The 17,822-nt window shown below is 70.5% G+C and carries 15 protein-coding genes; 6 read left to right on the top strand and 9 right to left on the bottom strand.

Annotated elements, in window-relative coordinates; genetic code table 11:
* Window positions 1–49: 49 nt before the first annotated feature.
* Both acs and AB0M83_RS04905 read right to left on the bottom strand, forming a co-directional pair.
* Window positions 50–2,032, bottom strand: a complete 1,983-nt coding sequence (acs, locus tag AB0M83_RS04910; RefSeq protein ID WP_364512575.1) for an acetate--CoA ligase — start codon at window positions 2,030–2,032, stop codon at window positions 50–52.
* Between the two features lie 100 nt (window positions 2,033–2,132).
* Entirely contained in the window at window positions 2,133–2,735 is a 603-nt protein-coding gene (locus AB0M83_RS04905; protein ID WP_364512573.1) for a GNAT family protein, read from the bottom strand.
* 112 nt (window positions 2,736–2,847) lie between these two features.
* Here AB0M83_RS04905 and AB0M83_RS04900 point away from each other — a divergent pair, with 112 nt between their 5' ends.
* Together AB0M83_RS04900 and AB0M83_RS04895 are read left to right on the top strand one after the other, a co-directional pair.
* Complete coding sequence (locus AB0M83_RS04900; RefSeq protein WP_364512570.1) at window positions 2,848–3,345, top strand: phosphoribosyltransferase; 498 nt, start codon at window positions 2,848–2,850, stop codon at window positions 3,343–3,345.
* Window positions 3,338–4,060: an oxidoreductase gene (locus AB0M83_RS04895; RefSeq protein ID WP_364512567.1), complete on the top strand. Its 723-nt coding sequence runs from the start codon at window positions 3,338–3,340 to the stop codon at window positions 4,058–4,060. The genes AB0M83_RS04900 and AB0M83_RS04895 overlap by 8 nt, the downstream gene beginning before the upstream one ends.
* On the opposite strand, the gene AB0M83_RS04890 is transcribed toward AB0M83_RS04895, so the two are convergent.
* The 7 genes from AB0M83_RS04890 to AB0M83_RS04860 all read right to left on the bottom strand — a co-directional run bounded on the left by AB0M83_RS04890 (window position 4,057) and on the right by AB0M83_RS04860 (window position 13,814).
* Window positions 4,057–5,145, bottom strand: a complete 1,089-nt coding sequence (locus AB0M83_RS04890; RefSeq protein ID WP_364512564.1) for a HoxN/HupN/NixA family nickel/cobalt transporter — start codon at window positions 5,143–5,145, stop codon at window positions 4,057–4,059. The two genes, AB0M83_RS04895 and AB0M83_RS04890, sit on opposite strands and share 4 nt — an antisense overlap.
* A gap of 53 nt (window positions 5,146–5,198) precedes the next feature.
* Window positions 5,199–6,128, bottom strand: a complete 930-nt coding sequence (locus tag AB0M83_RS04885) for an N-acetylmuramic acid 6-phosphate etherase (protein WP_364512561.1) — start codon at window positions 6,126–6,128, stop codon at window positions 5,199–5,201.
* Between the two features lie 20 nt (window positions 6,129–6,148).
* On the bottom strand, window positions 6,149–7,150 hold the full coding sequence (locus tag AB0M83_RS04880) for a MurR/RpiR family transcriptional regulator (RefSeq protein ID WP_364512559.1): 1,002 nt from the start codon (window positions 7,148–7,150) through the stop codon (window positions 6,149–6,151).
* A gap of 211 nt (window positions 7,151–7,361) precedes the next feature.
* A complete protein-coding gene (locus AB0M83_RS04875; RefSeq protein WP_364512965.1) occupies window positions 7,362–9,092 on the bottom strand; it encodes a serine hydrolase in 1,731 nt (576 codons plus the stop codon).
* A gap of 46 nt (window positions 9,093–9,138) precedes the next feature.
* Window positions 9,139–10,422 (bottom strand): DUF1343 domain-containing protein, encoded by a 1,284-nt coding sequence (locus AB0M83_RS04870; RefSeq protein ID WP_364512556.1) that lies wholly within the window; start codon window positions 10,420–10,422, stop codon window positions 9,139–9,141.
* The gene (locus tag AB0M83_RS04865; RefSeq protein ID WP_364512963.1) at window positions 10,419–12,158 is read right to left on the bottom strand and encodes a glycoside hydrolase family 3 protein; all 1,740 of its coding nucleotides are present in this window, start codon (window positions 12,156–12,158) and stop codon (window positions 10,419–10,421) included. Before AB0M83_RS04865 ends, AB0M83_RS04870 begins: the two co-directional genes overlap by 4 nt.
* Before the next feature lie 825 nt (window positions 12,159–12,983).
* Window positions 12,984–13,814, bottom strand: a complete 831-nt coding sequence (locus tag AB0M83_RS04860) for an HAD family hydrolase (RefSeq protein WP_364512553.1) — start codon at window positions 13,812–13,814, stop codon at window positions 12,984–12,986.
* A gap of 612 nt (window positions 13,815–14,426) precedes the next feature.
* Here AB0M83_RS04860 and ssd point away from each other — a divergent pair.
* The 4 genes from ssd to AB0M83_RS04840 all read left to right on the top strand — a co-directional run bounded on the left by ssd (window position 14,427) and on the right by AB0M83_RS04840 (window position 17,641).
* Entirely contained in the window at window positions 14,427–15,500 is a 1,074-nt protein-coding gene (gene ssd / locus AB0M83_RS04855; protein ID WP_364512550.1) for a septum site-determining protein Ssd, read from the top strand.
* Window positions 15,497–15,670, top strand: coding sequence for a hypothetical protein (locus AB0M83_RS04850; protein WP_364512547.1), 174 nt, complete (start codon window positions 15,497–15,499; stop codon window positions 15,668–15,670). The genes ssd and AB0M83_RS04850 overlap by 4 nt, the downstream gene beginning before the upstream one ends.
* Window positions 15,667–16,818, top strand: coding sequence for a TadA family conjugal transfer-associated ATPase (locus tag AB0M83_RS04845; protein WP_364512544.1), 1,152 nt, complete (start codon window positions 15,667–15,669; stop codon window positions 16,816–16,818). The genes AB0M83_RS04850 and AB0M83_RS04845 overlap by 4 nt, the downstream gene beginning before the upstream one ends.
* Before the next feature lie 64 nt (window positions 16,819–16,882).
* Complete coding sequence (locus tag AB0M83_RS04840; RefSeq protein WP_364512541.1) at window positions 16,883–17,641, top strand: type II secretion system protein; 759 nt, start codon at window positions 16,883–16,885, stop codon at window positions 17,639–17,641.
* Window positions 17,642–17,822: the final 181 nt, after the last annotated feature.

The raw sequence follows: 17,822 nt of genomic DNA, 5'->3' as shown, positions 1-17,822 counted from the left end.
AACCCTCCCGGCGCGAAGCCGGAAGGGCTCTGACAAGAGGAACGCTAGCTCACTCCTCGGTCTTGCCCGACTTCAGGCCCGACGAGATCAGGTCCATCACCGACGAGTCGGCCAGCGTGGTGACGTCGCCGACCTGCCGGTTCTCCGCGACGTCGCGCAGCAGGCGGCGCATGATCTTGCCCGAACGCGTCTTCGGCAGCTCCGGCACGACCATGATCTGCCGCGGCTTCGCGATCGGCCCGATCTCCTTCGCGACGTGGTTGCGCAGCGCCTGGATGGCCTCTTCGCCGCCGTCGACCGCGTTGCCGCGGAGGATGACGAACGCGACGATGCCCTGGCCGGTCGTCGGGTCGGTCGCGCCGACGACCGCGGCCTCGGCCACCGTCGGGTGCGAAACCAATGCCGACTCGACCTCGGTCGTCGAGATGCGGTGGCCGGACACGTTCATCACGTCGTCGACGCGGCCCAGCAGCCAGACGTCACCGTCGTTGTCGTACTTCGCGCCGTCGCCGGCGAAGTAGAAGCCCTGGTCCTTGAACCGCGACCAGTAGGTGTCCCGGAAGCGCTCCTCGTCGCCCCAGACGCCGCGCAGCATCGACGGCCACGGCTTGTCCAGCACCAGGTACCCGCCGCCGCCCGGGCCGACCTCGGTGCCGGTGTCGTCGACGACCTTCGCGGAGATGCCCGGCAGCGCCTTCTGCGCGGAACCCGGCTTGGTCGAGGTGACGCCCGGCAGCGGCGAGATCATGATCGCGCCGGTCTCGGTCTGCCACCACGTGTCGACGATCGGCGTCTTGCCCGCGCCGATGTTCTCGCGGTACCAGATCCACGCCTCGGGGTTGATCGGCTCGCCGACCGAACCCAGCACCCGCAGCGACGACAGGTCGTACTTCTCCGGGATCTCCGCGCCCCACTTCATGAACGTGCGGATCAGCGTCGGCGCGGTGTAGTAGAGGGAGACCTTGTACTTCTGGATGATCTCCCAGTGCCGGCCCTCGTGCGGGGTGTTCGGCGTGCCTTCGTAGACGACCTGCGTGACGCGGTTCGCGAGCGGGCCGTAGACGATGTAGCTGTGGCCGGTGATCCAGCCGATGTCGGCGGTGCACCAGTAGACGTCTTCGCCGGCCTTGTGGTCGAAGACGTTGTGGTGCGTGTACGCCGTCTGCGTCAGGTAGCCGCCGGAGGTGTGCAGGATGCCCTTCGGCTTCCCGGTCGTCCCGGACGTGTAGAGGATGAACAGCGGGTGCTCGCTGTCGAACGCCTCGGGAGTGTGCTCTTCGGACTGTCCGTCGACGAGCTCGTGCCACCACAGGTCGCGGGAGTCGGTCCACGGGACGTCGCCCTCGAGCTGGTCGCCCGTGCGCTTCACGACGATGACCTTCTCGACGGTCTCGGCGCCTTCGAGCGCTTCGTCGACATTGGCCTTCATCGGCGCGGCCTTGCCGCGGCGGAACTGGCCGTCGGAGGTGATCACGATCTTCGCGGCGGCGTCGTCGACGCGGGCCCGCAGCGCCGTCGGCGAGAAGCCGCCGAAGACCACGTTGTGCAGCGCGCCGATCCGCGCGCACGCGAGCATCGCGAAGATGGCCTCGGGGACCATCTGCAGCTGGATCGCCACGACGTCGCCGGCGGTGACGCCCAGCGACGCGAGTGCGTTGGCGGCCTTGGAAACCTCGGTCTTCAGCTCGGCGTAGGTGATGTCCCGCGTGTCACCCGGCTCGCCGACCCAGTGGATCGCGACCTGCTCGCCGTGCCCGGACTCGACGTGCCGGTCGACGCAGTTGTACGCGACGTTCAGCTTGCCGCCGACGAACCACTTCGCGAAGGGCGCATTGGTCCAGTCCAGTACCGTGGTCCACTTCGTGTCCCACGTCAGCCGCTCCGCCTGCTTCGCCCAGAACGCTTCGCGATCGGCGTCCGCCTCGGCGTAGAGATCGGCCTTCGCGTTGGCCTGGCCAGCGAATTCGTCGCTGGGCGGGAAGGTGCGGCTCTCGGTGAGCAGGTTGTCCAGGGCTGGGGACTGCTCGGTCATGGTTGCAAGGCCTCCTGTAGTGCGCCGACATGACGGCTAGCGGCACGCTAGCGACGTTAGTCCGCCTTGTAAAAGGTTGCACCCACGTTGCCCGGTCGTTTCACCGAGGCAGGCGAGCCGCGGTGACTAAGCGTTCGTTCAGCCGCGCCTTCGCCGCCGGCCACTCCGGGGCCAGCATCGAATAGGTGACGGTGTCGCGCGACGACCCGTCCGGCCGGATCCGGTGCGCGCGCAGCACGCCTTCGCGAAGCGCGCCAAGCCGTTCGATGGCGCGTTGCGAGCGCAGGTTGCGGATGTCGGTCTCCCAGCAGACCCGTTGCGCGTCAAGGGTTTCGAACGCGTACGTGAGGAGAAGCAGCTTCGATTCGGTGTTCAGCCCGGTGCGCTGCCAGTCCGCGCCGATCCACGTGTGCCCGATCGAGAGGATCCGGTGCTTCTCGACGACCTGGTAGTACGACGTCGTCCCCGCGACGCGGCCGGACGTCACGTCGATCTGCGCGAAGGGCCGCCGGTCGGGGTCGGCGAGCGCCTCTCCGACCATCCGCTCGGCCGCCGGAAGATCCCCCGGCTGCCGGATGCTCAGCCACGCCCAGATGCCCGGGTCGGCACCGGCCTCGAACAGGCCCTTGGCGTGCTCGGGCGTCAGCGGTTCCAGGCGGACGTGCTCGCCGGACAGGGTCGGTCGGGTGCTCCAGTCGCTCACGTGATCACCGTAATCGGCGCATTGGCTTCCTCTGATAGCCAATTTCCGAGCATTTCCGAAGTCCACTTCGGCGTTGCCTATGCTCGGCTGACCACGACGAAGGGCGAGATCGATGGCCGAAGAGCGGGAAGAGCTGAGCTGGGAGCTGTTCGGCACGGCGGGCCGTGAACTGGCTCACACCATCGCCGAAGACGGCTTCGCGCCGGACCTCATCCTGTCCATCGCGCGTGGCGGGCTGTTCGTCGCCGGCGCGCTCGGCTACGCGCTCGACGTGAAGAACCTGCACGTGATGAACGTCGAGTTCTACACCGGCGTCGACCAGCGCCTCGACCTGCCGGTGATGCTGCCGCCGGTGCCCAACGTCGTCGACCTGACGAGCAAGAAGGTGCTGATCGCCGACGACGTCGCCGACACCGGTGCCACGCTCAAGCTGGTGCGCGACTTCTGCGTGGCGCACGTCGCCGAGGTGCGCTCGGCCGTCGTCTACGAGAAGCCGCATTCGACGGTCAAGTGCGAGTACGTCTGGCGGCACACCGACCGCTGGATCAACTTCCCGTGGTCGGTGCTGCCGCCCGTGGTCTCCCGCGAAGGCCAGGTGCTCGATGCCTGATCCGCTCAAGCCCCTCCTCGACCTCGAAGGCGTCGCGGCGGCCGCGAAGTCCGCGCAAGACGCCGTGTTCGCGGTGCACCGCCTCCCCGCCAACCTCCGCGGCGGCGCGGCGACGGCGGCCGAAGCGTCGGTGCGGGCGGCCCGGGCGTCCGCCGGCATCGAAGGCGCCAACCCGGAACTGCCCGCCGACGGCGCGGTCGACGACCCGATCCTCGCCGGCTCGCTGCGCGTCGCGGAGACGCTGGAGACGCTGCTCCCGACGTGGCGCCGGGCCCCGATGCAGGCGCTGGCCCGGCTGCACGTCCTGGCCGCGGCGGACCTCGTCGACGACCCGGATGCGTTGGGGCGCCCGCATTCCGGCGGCGGTCGCCTGGAGATGCTCGCTCAGCTCGTGACGGGCGCGACGTCCGTGCCGGGCCCGGTCCTGACCGCGGTCGTGCACGGGGAACTGTTGGCGCTCAAGCCTTTCGGCAGCGCGAACGGCGTGGTCGCGCGGGCCGCGGCGCGGCTGACGATGGTGGCGACGGGCCTGGACCCGAAAGCCTTGAGCATCCCCGAAGTCGCGTTCTTCCGCCGCGTGCCGCGTTATCTCGAAGCGGCCGAAGGCTTCGCGAGCGGGGAGCCCGAGGGCGTACGCGCGTGGCTGCTCTTCTGCTGCGAAGCGTTCGAAGCGGGCGCGCGCGAAGCGAAGAGCATCTCCGACGCGGCCTCCTAACCGGACAGTTTCGAGGACCACTTCTCTTCGATCCGCCCGAACCGCCACACCGCCAGCGCGACGACCCACGTCAGCACGAACAACCCGACGATCCCGAAGCCGACGTAGTCCAGGTTCACCGAGGCGATCGCGGCCAGCGGTCCCGAGGTGATGGCCAGCTTCTCGGCGAGGATCGACACCAGCTCGATCGTGCCGATGACGAACGCGACGGCGACCGACAACGTCGTCACCGTGATGTTGTAGAAGATCTTGCGCACCGGCTTCGCGAACGCCCAGCCGTAGGCGAAGTTCATGAAACAGCCGTCCACGGTGTCGAACAGGCTCATCCCGGCGGCGAACAGGATCGGCAGCACGAGGATCGCGTACCAGGGCAGGGCGAACGTGGCGGCGCCGGCGGCGAGCACCAGCAGGCCGATCTCGGTCGCGGTGTCGAAGCCGAGGCCGAACAGCAGGCCGACGGGGTAGATGTGCCACGGCTTGCGCACGGACTTCGTCGCGCCGCGCAGCAGGCGGTTCAGCACCCCGCGGTTGTTCAGCTGGTGCTCCAGCGCGGCCTCGTCGAACTCGCCGTGGCGCATCCGCCGGAACACCCGCAGGATGCCGATCAGCACGACGAGGTTGAGGATCGCGATCACGTACAGGAACACACCGGACACCGACGTCCCGATGACGCCCGTCGCGTCGTGCAACGCCGATGAGCCGTCCTCGACCTGGCCGGCCAGTGCGCGGACGCCGAGGGAGAGCAGCAGGCACAGCGCGAAGACGATCGTCGAGTGCCCGAGCGAGAACCAGAAGCCGACCGACAGCGGCCGCTGGCCGTCGGCCATCAGCTTGCGCGTGGTGTTGTCGATCGCGGCGATGTGGTCAGCGTCGAACGCGTGCCGCATGCCGAGCGTGAACGCCGTGACGCCGAGACCGATCCCGAAGACCCCGGACGCGCCCAGCGCGTAGTGGCGGGGTGCGACGAAGACCGCCAGCACCACCCAGCCCACGACGTTGAGCAGCAGGATGAACCCCGCCATCCCGCCGATCGACACCCACTCGCGGCGCGAAAGCCCGCGCCGCGAGTCCTCTGTGCCCGCCATCGCCCACCCGCCTTCCCTCATCTGAGAGGTTAGACAGGTGAACAGATGAATATCTAGCTGGCGCGCGCCCGCACCAGGTCCAACGCCTTCCGGACGTGTCCACCGGAAGCGTGCAAAGCCTTCGCCGCACTCTTCACGTCTTCCCCGGACAGCAGGTGCACCAGCGCCACCTTGAGGTCGCCCCCGGCCTCGGTGAGCGCGTCCGAGCAGTCCGCCATCGTCATGCCGGTGGCTTCCTGCAGGATGCGGATGGTCCGGCCGCGCAGCTTCGCGTTGGTGGCCCGCATGCTGACCATCAGGTTGGAGTAGGTCCGGCCGAGCTTGATCATCGTCGCCGTGGAGAACGACGTGAGGATCATCTTCTGCGCCGTGCCCGCCTTCATCCGGGTCGACCCGGCGATCGCCTCCGGGCCGGTGTCGACGGCGATGAGCACGTCGACACCCGCCGGCTTGGCGGCCTTCGGGTTGCCCGACACCAGGCCGGTGCGGGCGCCCTGGCGCGACGCGGCCAGCAGCGCGCCCAAGACGTACGGCGTCCTGCCCGACGCCGTCAGCCCCAGCACGAAGTCGCCCGGCTGGACCATGGCGGCCATCTCGGCCGCGCCGGCCCCGTCGTCGTCCTCCGCGTTTTCGACGGCTTGGCGCAGCGCGCGCTCGCCGCCGGCGTGGTGCGCGATGAACCAGTCCGCCGGCACGTTGAACGTCGGCACGAGCTCGGCCGCGTCCAGCGTGGCCAGGCGCCCGGACGTCCCCGCGCCGACGTAGTGCACCCGGCCGCCGGACCGCAGGGCGTCCACCGCGTAGTCCACCGCGCGGGCCACCTGCGGCAGCACCTCGGCCACGGCGCCGGCGACCGTGCGGTCCTCGGCGTTGATCGCGCCCAGGATCCCCGCGGTGGACATCAGGTCGATGTCCGTGGTGCGGGGATTGCGGGTCTCGGTCGGCGAATCGACGTGCACCGCCTGTGTCGGGACGGTCATCATGCGCCTCACTTTTTCCGTCATTACTTGCCGGTTTCCCGCGGACGGCGACGGCCGTCCGGCCTGACCCCCAGGCGATGCGAGCCGACGGCGTCCCGGGTGGCGTCCAGGGCGTTGACCGACGCGTCCATGTGCCGCTGCGCGACGCCGATGAACAGGCAGTCGATGACGGTGAGCTGGGCGATCCGGCTCGCCGTGGCCCCCGAACGGAACGTGGTTTCCCGCGCTGCCGTGGTCAAAACGTAGTCGGCGACCTCGGTGATGGGGGACCGCGGGAAGTTCGTCACGGCGATGGTGACCGCGCCGTGCTCCCGGGCCACCCGCAGCGCCTCGACGGTGTCGGTGGTCGCGCCGGTGTGCGAGACGCCGATCGCGACGTCTCCCGGGCTCAGCACCGCGGCCGAGGTCAGCATGATGTGCGTGTCCGACCACGCGAAGCACACGCGGCCGATGCGGTGCAGCTTCTGCTGCAGGTCCGCGGCGACGAAGGCGCTGGCGCCCACGCCGTAGACGTCCGCGCGGCCGGCGCTCGCGACGACCTCGATCACGCGCTCCAGCGTGGCGACGTCGAGCTGGTCGGCCGTCTCTTCGACGGCACGCGCGTCGGCGAAGCTGACCTTCCCGATGACGGCCGCCAGGTCGTCGTCCGGGCCGATCTCGCCGCCGAGGTTGCGCGTGCTGCGCGCCTCGGTCCGCGCGGTGTCCGCGGCCAGCGCGATCCGCAGCTGCGGATACCCGCCGACCCCGACGGCCTTGCAGAACCGCGTCACCGTCGTCTCGCTTGTGTTGGCGGCCAGCGCCACTTCGGTGATGCTGCGTCTCGCGACGTGCGCGGGATCCTCCAGCACCACCTTCGCCACGCGCTGCTCGGCGCGGGCCAGGCCGGGGAGCAAGGACCGGATCCGGACCAGCGGGCTGGAGTCCGCGTCCCGCACGGTCGTCTGGACCGATACGGGCTCGGACGGTGCCGTGCCGACTACGGATTCGGTATCACTCACCGTCGGAAAGTTACTAACCGTTGGCATCTGCGACAAGGCTACCCACACCCTTCAGTCTCATCGCAACCCATCCGTGTCTGCGGATCTGGATTTGCGATTAATCACTGACCAGAAAGTCGCCAACCAGGTCGGTCTTGTTAACGAGGTCAAGCTAACGACTTGGCAACTTAGTGTCGCGGTGCAAACGGCAAGCAGACGGTTAACTGGGCCGGAAGTTGGACAGTGAGCGACAGAGCCGTCACCTTGAGCTCAACTGCCAACCCTCTGCAACGAAAACGGCGGGGTTCCGTTCACCGTCGAGGAGTGATCGGCCGCTCTCGGTGACTTTCACACCGTCGACCGAAACCCCTCGGCCCGTGTAGTTCGGGTCGGTGCTGTAACGCCAGCGGAGACTGACGGACGCGCCTCGGGGCAACGCCCCGCTCGCCTTCCACCAGGCACGGTGCCCGTGTCCGGAGAGCGACGTCACATCTCCGGAGGGTGCGCCCGGCCCGGAAACCGCCAGCGGGACTGGTTGCCAGTTCACCCCGTCGGTCGTGGCCTGCAGCTGTAATGGATCAGTACTTCCCTCGGTGTCCACGAAGGCGTAGAAGGACACCCGCGCTTGATCACTTTGCGTAGTAAAGGGCCGGGTACTCAGCGTCGCGACGCTCGCGTTACCCAGCGTGCTCGTCCACGCGTCCTTCCCGACCTGCGGCTTCACGGCCATGGCCCGCGCCAGCGACGTCGCCCAGACCTGGCGCGCGGTGTTGATCGAGCCCCAGCTCCGGCTCGGGTGCACGCGGTTGGTCAGCAGGATCGCGAAGGAACGCGACTCGGGGTCGATGACGAGCGTCGTCCCGGTGAAGCCGGTGTGCCCGGCGGTGACCGGGGAGGCCAGCGCGCCCATGTACCAGGGCTGGTCGAGCTCGAAGCCCAGGCCGTGCGCGTCGTCGGGGAACTGCTGGTTGTAGTTGGTCAGCATCATCTGCCGCACGGTGTCCTCGCCGAGGATCCGGTGCCCGCGGTAGCTGCCGCCGTTGAGCATCGTCTGGGCGAGGACCGCCATGTCGTTCGCCGTGCTGAACACCCCGGCGTGCCCGGCGACGCCGCCGAGTGACCACGCGTTCTCGTCGTGCACGCTGCCGCGGACCATCCCGCGCGGCGGGTTCGCCTCGTACTCGGTCGCGGCGATCCGGTTCAGCTTCGACGCGGGCGGGTTGTAGCCGGTGTCGACCATGCCCAGTGGCGCGGTGATCCGGTCGTGGACCACCTCGTCCAGCGGCTTCCCGGTCAGCTTCTCGACGATGAAGCCGAGGGTGAGGAGGTTGATGTCGGAGTAGAGGTAGGTCGTGCCCGGCTTGTTCTTCAGCGGGCTGTCGAGCACCGCCTGCCGGCGCGACGGGATGTCGGGGTAGCCCGCCCACAGCGACGGGATCGGGTCGGCGTCGAACCCGGAGACGTGCGTGAGCAGCATCTTGATCGTGATGGCGGCCTTGTCGCCGGTGGCGAACTCCGGGAAGAACCGGCTCACCGGGGTGTCGATGGTGAGCTGACCGCGTTCGACGAGCTGCAGCACGGCGATCGAGGTGAACAGCTTCGAGATCGACGCCATGTCGAAGATGGTGTCGTTGCGCATCGGGACCTGCTGCTCGGCGGGCAGTTCGGTGCCCGCGGCGTCGGCGTACCGCAGCGCGCCGCCGACGGCGTACCGGTCGACGACGACGCCGTCGTGGGCCAGCAGGCCGACCGCGCCGGAGAAGTGCGGGTGCCCGGTGGCGTCCGGCTTCGTCCAGCTCGCGAGGAAGTCCTCGGCGGCCTTGATCGGCGCCGGGTCGAGCCCGGCTTCCTTCGGTTTGCCGTCGCGCAGGGTCGTCCACGGCGAGGCGAACCCCTGGTGCGGCCGGTCGAAGCGGCCCGCGTCGTCGTGGCGTCCGATGGCGCTGGCTCCCGAATCCGACACAGTCAAGGTGGTCAGCGCGACCAGCACTCCGGTGGCCGCGGCGAGGACCTTCCTAGCACGCACGAGTTCTCCCTCAGCGGTAGAGCAGGTAGCGACGACGTTTCCGGTCGAACTCGGCCAGCTCGGCCCGCCAGGCGCCGGTGACCTCGTCGACGCCCGCGCCGGCGTCGACCATGGTCCGCAGGCGATCGGACCCGGAAAGCTTGTCGATGTAGTTGTCGGGGCGCCACGCGAAGACGTCCGGGTGCAGCGCCTTCGCCGTGACCAGCATGGCGACCGCGGTGCGGATCGCGTCGAAGGCCCGCGGGTCCCCGACGCCGACCTGCACGCCTCCGCAGGCCTGGTTGACGAACTTGCCGAACGTCGGCATGAAGTAGATCTCGCGGAACTTCGCCCCGGGGAGCTGCAGGTCTTCGAGCTTCTCGCGCCAGCGCCAGTCGAGTCCGGGCGCGCCGATGATTTCGAACGGCCTGGTCGTGCCGCGGCCTTCGGAGAACACCGTGCCCTCGAACATGCCGGTGCCCGGGTAGACGAGCGCCGTGTCCGGCGTCGGCATGTTCGGGCTCGGCAGCACCCAGTTCAGCCCGGTCTGCGCGAAGAGCGTGTCGCGCTGCCAGCCGCGTACCTGGACGACGTCGAGGCGCTCCAGCTTCACGCCTTCGCCCGGCAGGAACTCTTCGGCGAAGAAGCGGGCCAGCTCGCCGACGGTCATGCCGTGCTGCTGGACGATCGGCTTCTTCCCGATGCCCGAGGCGAACTTCGGGTCGAGCAGTGGGCCGGCTGCCCGGCCGCCGATCGGGTTCGGCCGGTCGAGCACGACGAAGGCGGCTTTGACCTGCGCCGCGGCCACCATCGCCGTGTAGAGCGACCAGATGTAGGTGTAGAAGCGCACCCCGACGTCGGCGATGTCGAAGACGACCGTGTCGACGCCTGCCTTGGTGAACAGCGAAGCGAGCTTCGTCGCGTCGGCGCCGTACGCGTCGTACACCGGCACGCCGGTGCGCGGGTCGGTGTAGTCGCCTTCGGAGCCGCCGGCCTGCGCGCTGCCGCGGAAGCCGTGTTCGGGCCCGAAGGCCGCGACCGGCCGCACGCCGGCCGCGACCATCGAGTCGACGATGTGGTCGCCGTTCAGCAGCACGCCGGTCGGGTTCGACAGGACGCCGAGCTTGCGGCCCGCGAAGGACCGCCAGCCCTGCGCGGCCAGCTGTTCGGCGCCGGTGAGGACGCGGCCGGGATGGGCTTGGGCCTGTTCCTGGAACTGGGGCTCGGGCTGGGCCCCGGCGACGGCCGAGCCGCCCGCCAGGGCCGGGACCGCCAGCGCACCCGCGCCGAGGAAGTGGCGCCGGTTCAGGTTCACCAGGTCAGCCCGTGGCCGAAGGGGTACTTCACGGTGTGCACGTCGGCCCCCGCCGGGATGTCGACCGGCAGCTTCCCGATCGGCTTAGTCTCGCCGAGGATCACCTTGGCCAGCGCTTCCAGCGTCGGCCCGATGTAGCCGTAGGTCGCCAGCCAGGTCTTCACCGTGGACGCGTAACCGGCGTCGTAGGGGATCTGCGCGGCGACGGCGACGACCGGCTTGCCGGTGGTCTGCAGGGCGTCGAGGAGCTTGGTCTGCAGGGGGAAGCCGCCGATGTTGTTGGTCAGCACGACGACGAGGTCGACGTTCTTCGCGTTGGCGACAGCTTGGGCGATCTGGGCGTCCGTCGGGGCCTGACCGGTCTGGTACGCCGTCGCGGCCGTGCCGTGGGCGGTCAGCTTCTGCGCGAGCGTCACCGTCGTGGAGGCGCCCCAGCCGGTCACGAGCGTCGTGGCGGGCTTCTGCTTCAGCGGCAGGAGACCGGCGTCGTTCGCGACGGCCGTGATGCCGCGGTCGGCGATGTCCTGCGCGGTCGCGAGGCTCGACGGCGTCCCGACGGTCTTCATCACCCGGTTCGCGTCGACGAACGGCGAGAACAGGATGCCGCTCTTGAACTTCAGCTTCAGCACGCGCAGCACGCTCTGGTCGATCCGCTGCATCGGGATCTCTCCGGACTTCACGGCAGCCAGCACGGAGTTGATGGCGACGTCGAGGTGCACCGGCATGAGCAGCTGGTCGACGCCGGCCTTGAGCGCCAGGACCGGGATCTCGGCGTCGCTGTGCAGCTCGCGCACGCCCTGCATCTCGAGGGAGTCGGTGATGACGACGCCGTTGTAGTGCAGCTCGTTGCGCAGCTTGCCGGTGACGATCGGCTTCGACAGCGTCGCGGGCTCCAGCGACGGGTCGAGGCTCGGGAACTGGATGTGCGCGGTCATGATCGAGTCGACGCCGGCCTTGACCGCGGCCTTGAACGGCGGCACGTCGGTGGCCCGCCACTGGTCCTCGGTGCTGTCGATGCGCGGCAGCCCGGTGTGGCTGTCGGTCGGGGCGGCGCCGTGGCCGGGGAAGTGCTTCGAGGTCGCCGCGACGGACTTCTGGAAGCCCTTGATCTCGGCGGTGACGAAGTCGCTGGCCAGGCCGGGTTGCCCGGCGAAGGACCGGACGCCGATGACCGGGTTGACGGGGTTGGAGTTGACATCCGAATCGGGCGCGAAGTCCTGGTTGATGCCGACGGCCCGCAGCTCCTGGCCGAGGATCGTGGCGGCCTTCGTCGCGCGGCCGGTGTCGCGCCCGGCCGAGATGGCCATCGCGTTGGGGAACTCGGTGGCCGGCGCGCCCATCCGGGTCACCGTGCCGCCCTCCTGGTCGGCGGCGATCTGCAGCGGGATGTGCGCCCCGCTCGTGATGGCCGCCTTCTGGAGGCCGTTCGACAGCTTCGCGACCTGCGTGGGGTCGTCGAAGTTGTCGCGGGTGTCGTTGTTGAAGTAGATGACGCCGCCGAGGTGGTACTTCCGGACCACCTGCGCCGGGGTGTCCACGCCGAAGTCCGCCTGGTTCTTCGGGTTCACCTCGTCGGCCGACTTGCCGTTCACCCAGGTGACAAACAGCTGCCCGACCTTCTGCTCGAGCGTCAGCCCGCGCAGCGCCTGCGTCGCCGCGGCCTCCGCCTGCGCGTCCATGCTCACCCGCGGCGCACTCGCCGCGGTCGCGACACCCACACCGGTGAGGGCGAGCACCCCCGCGACGGGCAGGGCGAGCGCATGGAACCTCCGATTTCGGGTCGTCACGACCAGCCTCCCAGAAAGTTGCGGGCGCCCGGCGGACGTCAGAAGTCCACTCGGAAGCGCCAGTATCGGGAAGCTACTCACCGAATCCGTCGATGTCCATCGACCGACCGCACCAACGGAGGAGTTCGTACCCGGATCGGTAAGAAAGTCGCCGTTCGCAAGGTGCAGGACCCCGACCCCCGGCCCGCCGGTTCCGTCTCCAATCACGCGAGATCCGTCTTCAGTCACGCGAGATCCGTCCCGGCTCACACGTGATGCCCCTCCAGACACGCGTGAGGCCCCGCTGATCACGGGTGATGCGCCGATTCCGCGTTCCCCGGTGAAAGTTCCGCGCCCGTACCGGCGCCTCCGGCCCTCGGCATGAAACGAGGCGGCGCCCGTGGCCCTGGGGCCAACGGGCGCCGCCTGCAAGCGCGAACTTCTCGGGCGACCAAGCGTGCAACTCTGGTCGTACCTACATGGACTCGGCGTGTGGCGTCCCACTACGCAGTCCCTAGACGACGAGCCTCCCGCGGCGCGCTGCGCGTGGGTACCCGGAGTCCGCGCACGGAGATTTGCCGGGGTGGAACAGGCTTCTCTTCTACCTGCTCCCTGGCCGACCAAACGTCCGCACCTACTTTCTACGCCGTGAGCCCGGTCACTTCAAGTGCGCGGACGGGTGCACCGGTACAGAGGCTGGATCGGGTGACACGGGCACCCTCCGCGACGGACAATTCGGGGCTGGGCCAAGCAAAAGCGGAGGCCGTACGGCCGTGTGGGTGGCGGCCCGGGCGGCTACCGAGACCGACGGCGACGATTGAGGCCGTACCAGGTCGCTCCGGCCGCCATCGCGCCGACGCCGAGAGCCACCATTCCCGCCGATCGGGTCGGGATCCGGCTGCGCAGCGACATGGGCCGGTCGAAGGCCAGGATCGGCCAGCCGCGGTCGAGGGCCTCGCGCCGCAGGAGCTTGTCCGGGTTGACCACGTGCGGGTGCCCGACGACCTCGAGCAGCGGGATGTCGGTGCTCGAGTCGGTGTAGGCGAAGCACTCCGCGAGGTCGTAGCCGTGGGTCGCGGCGAGCTGCTTCGCGGCGACGGCCTTGTTGGCGCCGTAGCAGTAGAAGTCGACTTCGCCGGAGTAGCGCCCGTCCACGATCTGCATCCGCGTGGCCACGCTCCGCGTCGCGCCGAGCATTTCCGCCACCGGTGCGACGACCTCCTCGCCGGTCGCCGACAGCACGATGACGTCGTGCCCGTCCTCCCGGTGCCGCGCGATCAGCTCCGCCGCCTCCACGTACACGAGCGGGTCGACGACGTCGTGCAGGGTTTCGCGGACGATCGACGAAACCTGAGCGACGTCCCAGCCGGCGCACAGCGCGGAAACCTCGGCCCGGAGCCGTTCGGTCTTGTTCTCGTCGGCGCCGGCGAGTGAGAACACCAGCTGCGCGTAGGCACTGCGCAACGCGGCGCGACGGTTGATCAATCCTTCTTTCAGCAATGGTTTGCTGAACGCCAGCGCGCTCGAAGAGGCGATGATCGTCTTGTCCAGGTCGAAGAACGCGGCCACCGCGTGCTCCGGGCCCGGCTTCCGGATGCGCGGCAGCGCGCTGCTCGGTTCGGCCACCTGCCCAGGATAGGAGCTTGATCGCGGCGCGTCCCGTTGATCCACCACCCGCGTGCCGTGTCGGGCGGAAAATCCATGACAGGAAGGCACTTCCGGGGCGCTGTGCCGTTATCGAACTGTGTGCCTCGCCCGGCGCGCGAACCGGCCACCGGCGGAGTTACAGTGAGGGAGCCCGGTGTCCAACCGGGCCGGTTCAGTCCGACCCCCCGGGGCTGAACCCACGGCGGCCCCCGTCCCTCCCCCCTGGCGGGGGCCGCCCTCTTAACCTTCCTCTTGCCTTTCGGTTCGCGCGCTCGGCGCGGGGCGTCTTGCCTTCCGCTTACCTTTCTCGATTCCGTTTTTCCCAGGCCGGATCATCGTTTCTTCGGCGCGGGAAATCTTCGGACGCGGGCATTCCCCGCGTTTTCGCGCCGCGCGTGCGTCGCGGGCGGGCGCGATCCTGCCACAGCCCACCGACAGAACCGGCCCGCGAGCCGTCCGCGGGACGGCAGTTGTCCACAACACCCCGGTTGTCCACAGCCGCCCGCCCGCCCCGTTGCGCCCCCGAGCCCCCCACCGCGACGGTGGAACCCGGGCCACCCACGGCCCGCACCGACGACGGGGGAGAAACGCATGACGGGGGAACGACCGATCGTGGTCGCCGCGGACGAAACCGTGCTCGACGAAATCCTGCGCGTGGCCGCGGTCGCGGGCTGCGAGTTCGACCGGGCACCGGACCTGACGGCGGCCCGGGCGCACTGGGCCAGGGCTCCACTGGTGGTCCTCGACGAGGAAGCGGCGCGGCTTTCGCCCATCCTGCCCCGGCGGGGCGGGATCCTGCTGGTCTGCAAGGGCAGCCCGGGGACACGGACGTGGGAGCACGCGTTCCGCGTCGGCGTCGAGCGCGTGATCTCGTTGCCCGACGAGGAGACGGAGCTCGCGAGCGCCTTCGCCGACGTCGTCGAGACCCCGGCGGAAGAAGCCGGCCTGGTGCTCGCCGTGGTCGGCGGCCGGGGCGGCGCGGGTGCGTCCGTCTTCGCCGCGACACTGGCGCTGGCGGCCGACCGGGAGCCGGGTGGCGCCCTGCTGGTGGACTGCGATCCTCTGGGCGGCGGTCTGGACCTGTTGCTGGGCTTGGAAAAGACGCCCGGGCCACGCTGGTCGGAAGTGCGGCTGAGCGGCCGCATGTCGGTGCCGGCGCTGGCGGCGGCGCTCCCGCAACGGCGACATCGCGGCGGCAGCCTGCCGGTGCTGGCGTGCGGCCGGGAGGGCGAAGGCCCGGCGGTCGAGTCCCTGTCGGCGGTCCTCGCGGCCGGTCGCCGTGCGGGCCGCACGGTGATCTGCGACCTCCCGCGCACCCTGGGCGACGCGGCCGCGGAAGCGGTCACCGTGGCCGACCTGGTGGTGCTGGTGGTGCCCGTGGAGTTCCGCGCCTGCATGGCGGCGAAGCAGGTGCTGCGGCCCCTGTCGCAACTGACGGCCCGCCTGGGTGTGGTCGCGTGTGGACGGTCCCGGGCCGGCGTCTCGCCCGTCCGGACGGCTGGTCTTCTCGGCCCGCCCCTGCTGGCGTCGATGGCTCCGGAGCGGGGTCTGCCGGTGGCGATCGAACGCGGCGAGTTCCCGGCCAAGCCGTCCGGTCCGCTGGCGACGGCGGCCGCGGACGTCTTGGCGGTGGCCCGCCGCGAGGCCCGGGCGGCGGCCCGATGAGCGCCCGGCTTCGCCCGCCGGGCGCCCCGATCAGGGTGGCCGAGCTCCTGCTGCCCACGGTCCTGACCCTCGCCGGCCGCGGCCCGGTGAGCGCGGCGAACTTCCTGGCCGTGCTCACCGGCACCCGCGTGACAGCCGGCCACACCAAGGCCGAGGCGGCGAACCGATGACCACCGACTTCGTGGACCGCGTCCGCAACCGGCTCGCCGGCGACCGCCGGCAAGCCGATCCGGTCGCCGTCGCAACGGCGGTCCGCGCCGAAGCCGGTGGCGCGCTCGGCCACGACGCGGTGCTCGACGCGGCCCGCCGAGCCCGCGACGAGTTCGTCGGCGCCGGCCCGTTGGCCCCGCTCCTCGAGAACCCGGCGACGACCGACGTGCTCGTCACCGGGCCGGACGAGGTCTGGACGGACGGCCCGGACGGCCTGGTCCGCACCGGCATCGCGTTCGACGGCGAAGAAGCCGTCCGCCGGCTGGCCCAGCGCCTCGCGCTCGCGGCCGGCCGCCGGCTCGACGACGCACAGCCCTATGTGGACGGCTGGCTGCCCGGCAACGGTCCCCACGGCCGCATCCGGGTCCACGCCGTCCTTCCCCCGGTCGCGGCCGGCGGCACGTGCCTGTCCCTGCGCGTGCTCCGCCCGGCTACGCACGATCTCGCGGCGCTGCAAGAGCTGGGGGCGTTCGACGCGAAGGGCGCGGATCTGCTGAAGACGGTCGTGTCGCGGCGGATGGCGTTCCTCGTCACCGGCGGCACCGGCGCGGGCAAGACGACGCTCCTCGCCGCGCTGCTCGGCGCGGTCGACCCGGCCGAGCGGATCGTCTGCGTCGAGGACGCGGGCGAGCTGCAGCCCGCGCACCCGCAGTTCGTCAGCCTCGTCGCCCGTCCGGCCAATGTGGAGGGTGCGGGCGCGGTGGGCCTGCCGGAGCTGGTCCGCCAGGCGCTGCGCATGCGTCCCGACCGGCTGGTGGTCGGCGAGGTCCGCGGCGCCGAGGTCGGCGCCCTGCTCACGGCGTTGAACACGGGCCACGACGGCGGCGCGTGCACGGTCCACGCGAACTCACCGGCCGAGGTACCGGCCCGCATCGAGGCACTGGCGGCACTCGGCGGCCTCGGTCGCGAAGCGGTGCACAGCCAGCTCGTCGCGGCGATCAGGGTGGTCCTCCACATGCGCCGCGAGCCCGGCGGCCGACGCCGGCTCGCGGAGGTCGGCGTACTCCGCGCGGAACACGGCCGGGCACGAGTGGTGCCGGTGTGGCGCGCGGGCCGCTGGACGGTCGACCGCCACCTCTTCGTCACGACGGGAGCGATCGCGTGCTGATCCTGCTGCTGGTGCGCATCTCCTTGCTGCTGAACATCTTCCCGCGCCGCAGAAGGAGCCCGCGATGATCACGGCGTGGTTCCCGCTCTGCGTGGGAGCGGCCCTGGCGTGCTGGCCGGCGGCACCGACCCGGCTCCAAGCGGCGGTCGAGCAACCTGCGACGGTCCGCGTCCCGGACGTGTGGGCCGTGGTCCGCTGGCTGCTCCCGGCGGCCCTCGCGGGCTTGCTCGCGGGACCCGGGGGCGCGATCGCCGCGGGCGTGCTGACCCTGGCGTGGCGCCAGGAGCGCCAAGCCCACCGCCGGGCGACCGCGAACCTCGAGATGGCGGCCCACACGGCAACGGCGTTGCGCACGATGGTGTCCGAGCTGCGCTCCGGCGCCCACCCGGTGACCGCGGCGGAGGCGGCGGCAGAGGTCGTCCCGGCGGTAGCGGACGACCTCCGCGCGCTGGCGACGTCGGCCCGCCTCGACGGCGAGCTGCGGGCTCCGGCCCTCCCGGAACTGGCCGCGGCCTGGACCCTGGGCAGGCGCTACGGCCTGCCGATGGCCGACGTCCTCGACGCGGCCCGCCGCGACGCCGAAGCAAGCCTGACGTTCGCCCGCCGAACGCGCGCGAAGCTGGCCGGCCCCCGGGCGAGCGCGGCGGTGCTCACCGGCCTGCCCGCCTTGTGCGTACTGCTCGGCCAGGCGATGGGCGCCTCTCCGTTGTCCGTCCTGACGGGGAGCTCGCCAGGCCAGGTGTTGCTGGTGGCCGGCAGTCTCCTGCTCTGGGCGGGAACGGCGTGGTGCCGCGCCTTGATGGGCCGGGTGCGGATCCGATGAACGCCACCGCGCTCCTTTTCCCTGCCGGCGGCCTTGTCATGTGCCTGTGGGAGTCCACGCGACGCGCTCTCACTGACGAGGAGCGGTTCCGATTCTCCACCGGCGGCCTTGTTACGTGGCAGTGGGAGTCCACGCGTCGCGTCCTCGCCGGAGAAGGGCGGTCCCGGTGAACGTCACCGCA

It is taken from the genome of Amycolatopsis sp. NPDC051106, from assembly GCF_040682775.1.
Taxonomy (GTDB): Bacteria; Actinomycetota; Actinomycetes; order Mycobacteriales; family Pseudonocardiaceae; genus Amycolatopsis.
This window is presented reverse-complemented; position numbering and strand designations above follow the sequence as displayed.

Excerpts from the sequence above, each read along its gene's own strand:
- ssd (WP_364512550.1), top strand. The coding sequence starts at position 14,427 with ATGACGGGGGAACGACCGATCGTGGTCGCCGCGGACGAAACCGTGCTC.
- AB0M83_RS04900 (WP_364512570.1), top strand. The coding sequence starts at position 2,848 with ATGGCCGAAGAGCGGGAAGAGCTGAGCTGGGAGCTGTTCGGCACGGCG.
- AB0M83_RS04840 (WP_364512541.1), top strand. The coding sequence starts at position 16,883 with ATGATCACGGCGTGGTTCCCGCTCTGCGTGGGAGCGGCCCTGGCGTGC.
- acs (WP_364512575.1), bottom strand. The coding sequence starts at position 2,032 with ATGACCGAGCAGTCCCCAGCCCTGGACAACCTGCTCACCGAGAGCCGC.
- AB0M83_RS04845 (WP_364512544.1), top strand. The coding sequence starts at position 15,667 with ATGACCACCGACTTCGTGGACCGCGTCCGCAACCGGCTCGCCGGCGAC.
- AB0M83_RS04880 (WP_364512559.1), bottom strand. The coding sequence starts at position 7,150 with ATGCCAACGGTTAGTAACTTTCCGACGGTGAGTGATACCGAATCCGTA.
- AB0M83_RS04850 (WP_364512547.1), top strand. The coding sequence starts at position 15,497 with ATGAGCGCCCGGCTTCGCCCGCCGGGCGCCCCGATCAGGGTGGCCGAG.
- AB0M83_RS04885 (WP_364512561.1), bottom strand. The coding sequence starts at position 6,128 with ATGATGACCGTCCCGACACAGGCGGTGCACGTCGATTCGCCGACCGAG.
- AB0M83_RS04895 (WP_364512567.1), top strand. The coding sequence starts at position 3,338 with ATGCCTGATCCGCTCAAGCCCCTCCTCGACCTCGAAGGCGTCGCGGCG.
- AB0M83_RS04890 (WP_364512564.1), bottom strand. The coding sequence starts at position 5,145 with ATGGCGGGCACAGAGGACTCGCGGCGCGGGCTTTCGCGCCGCGAGTGG.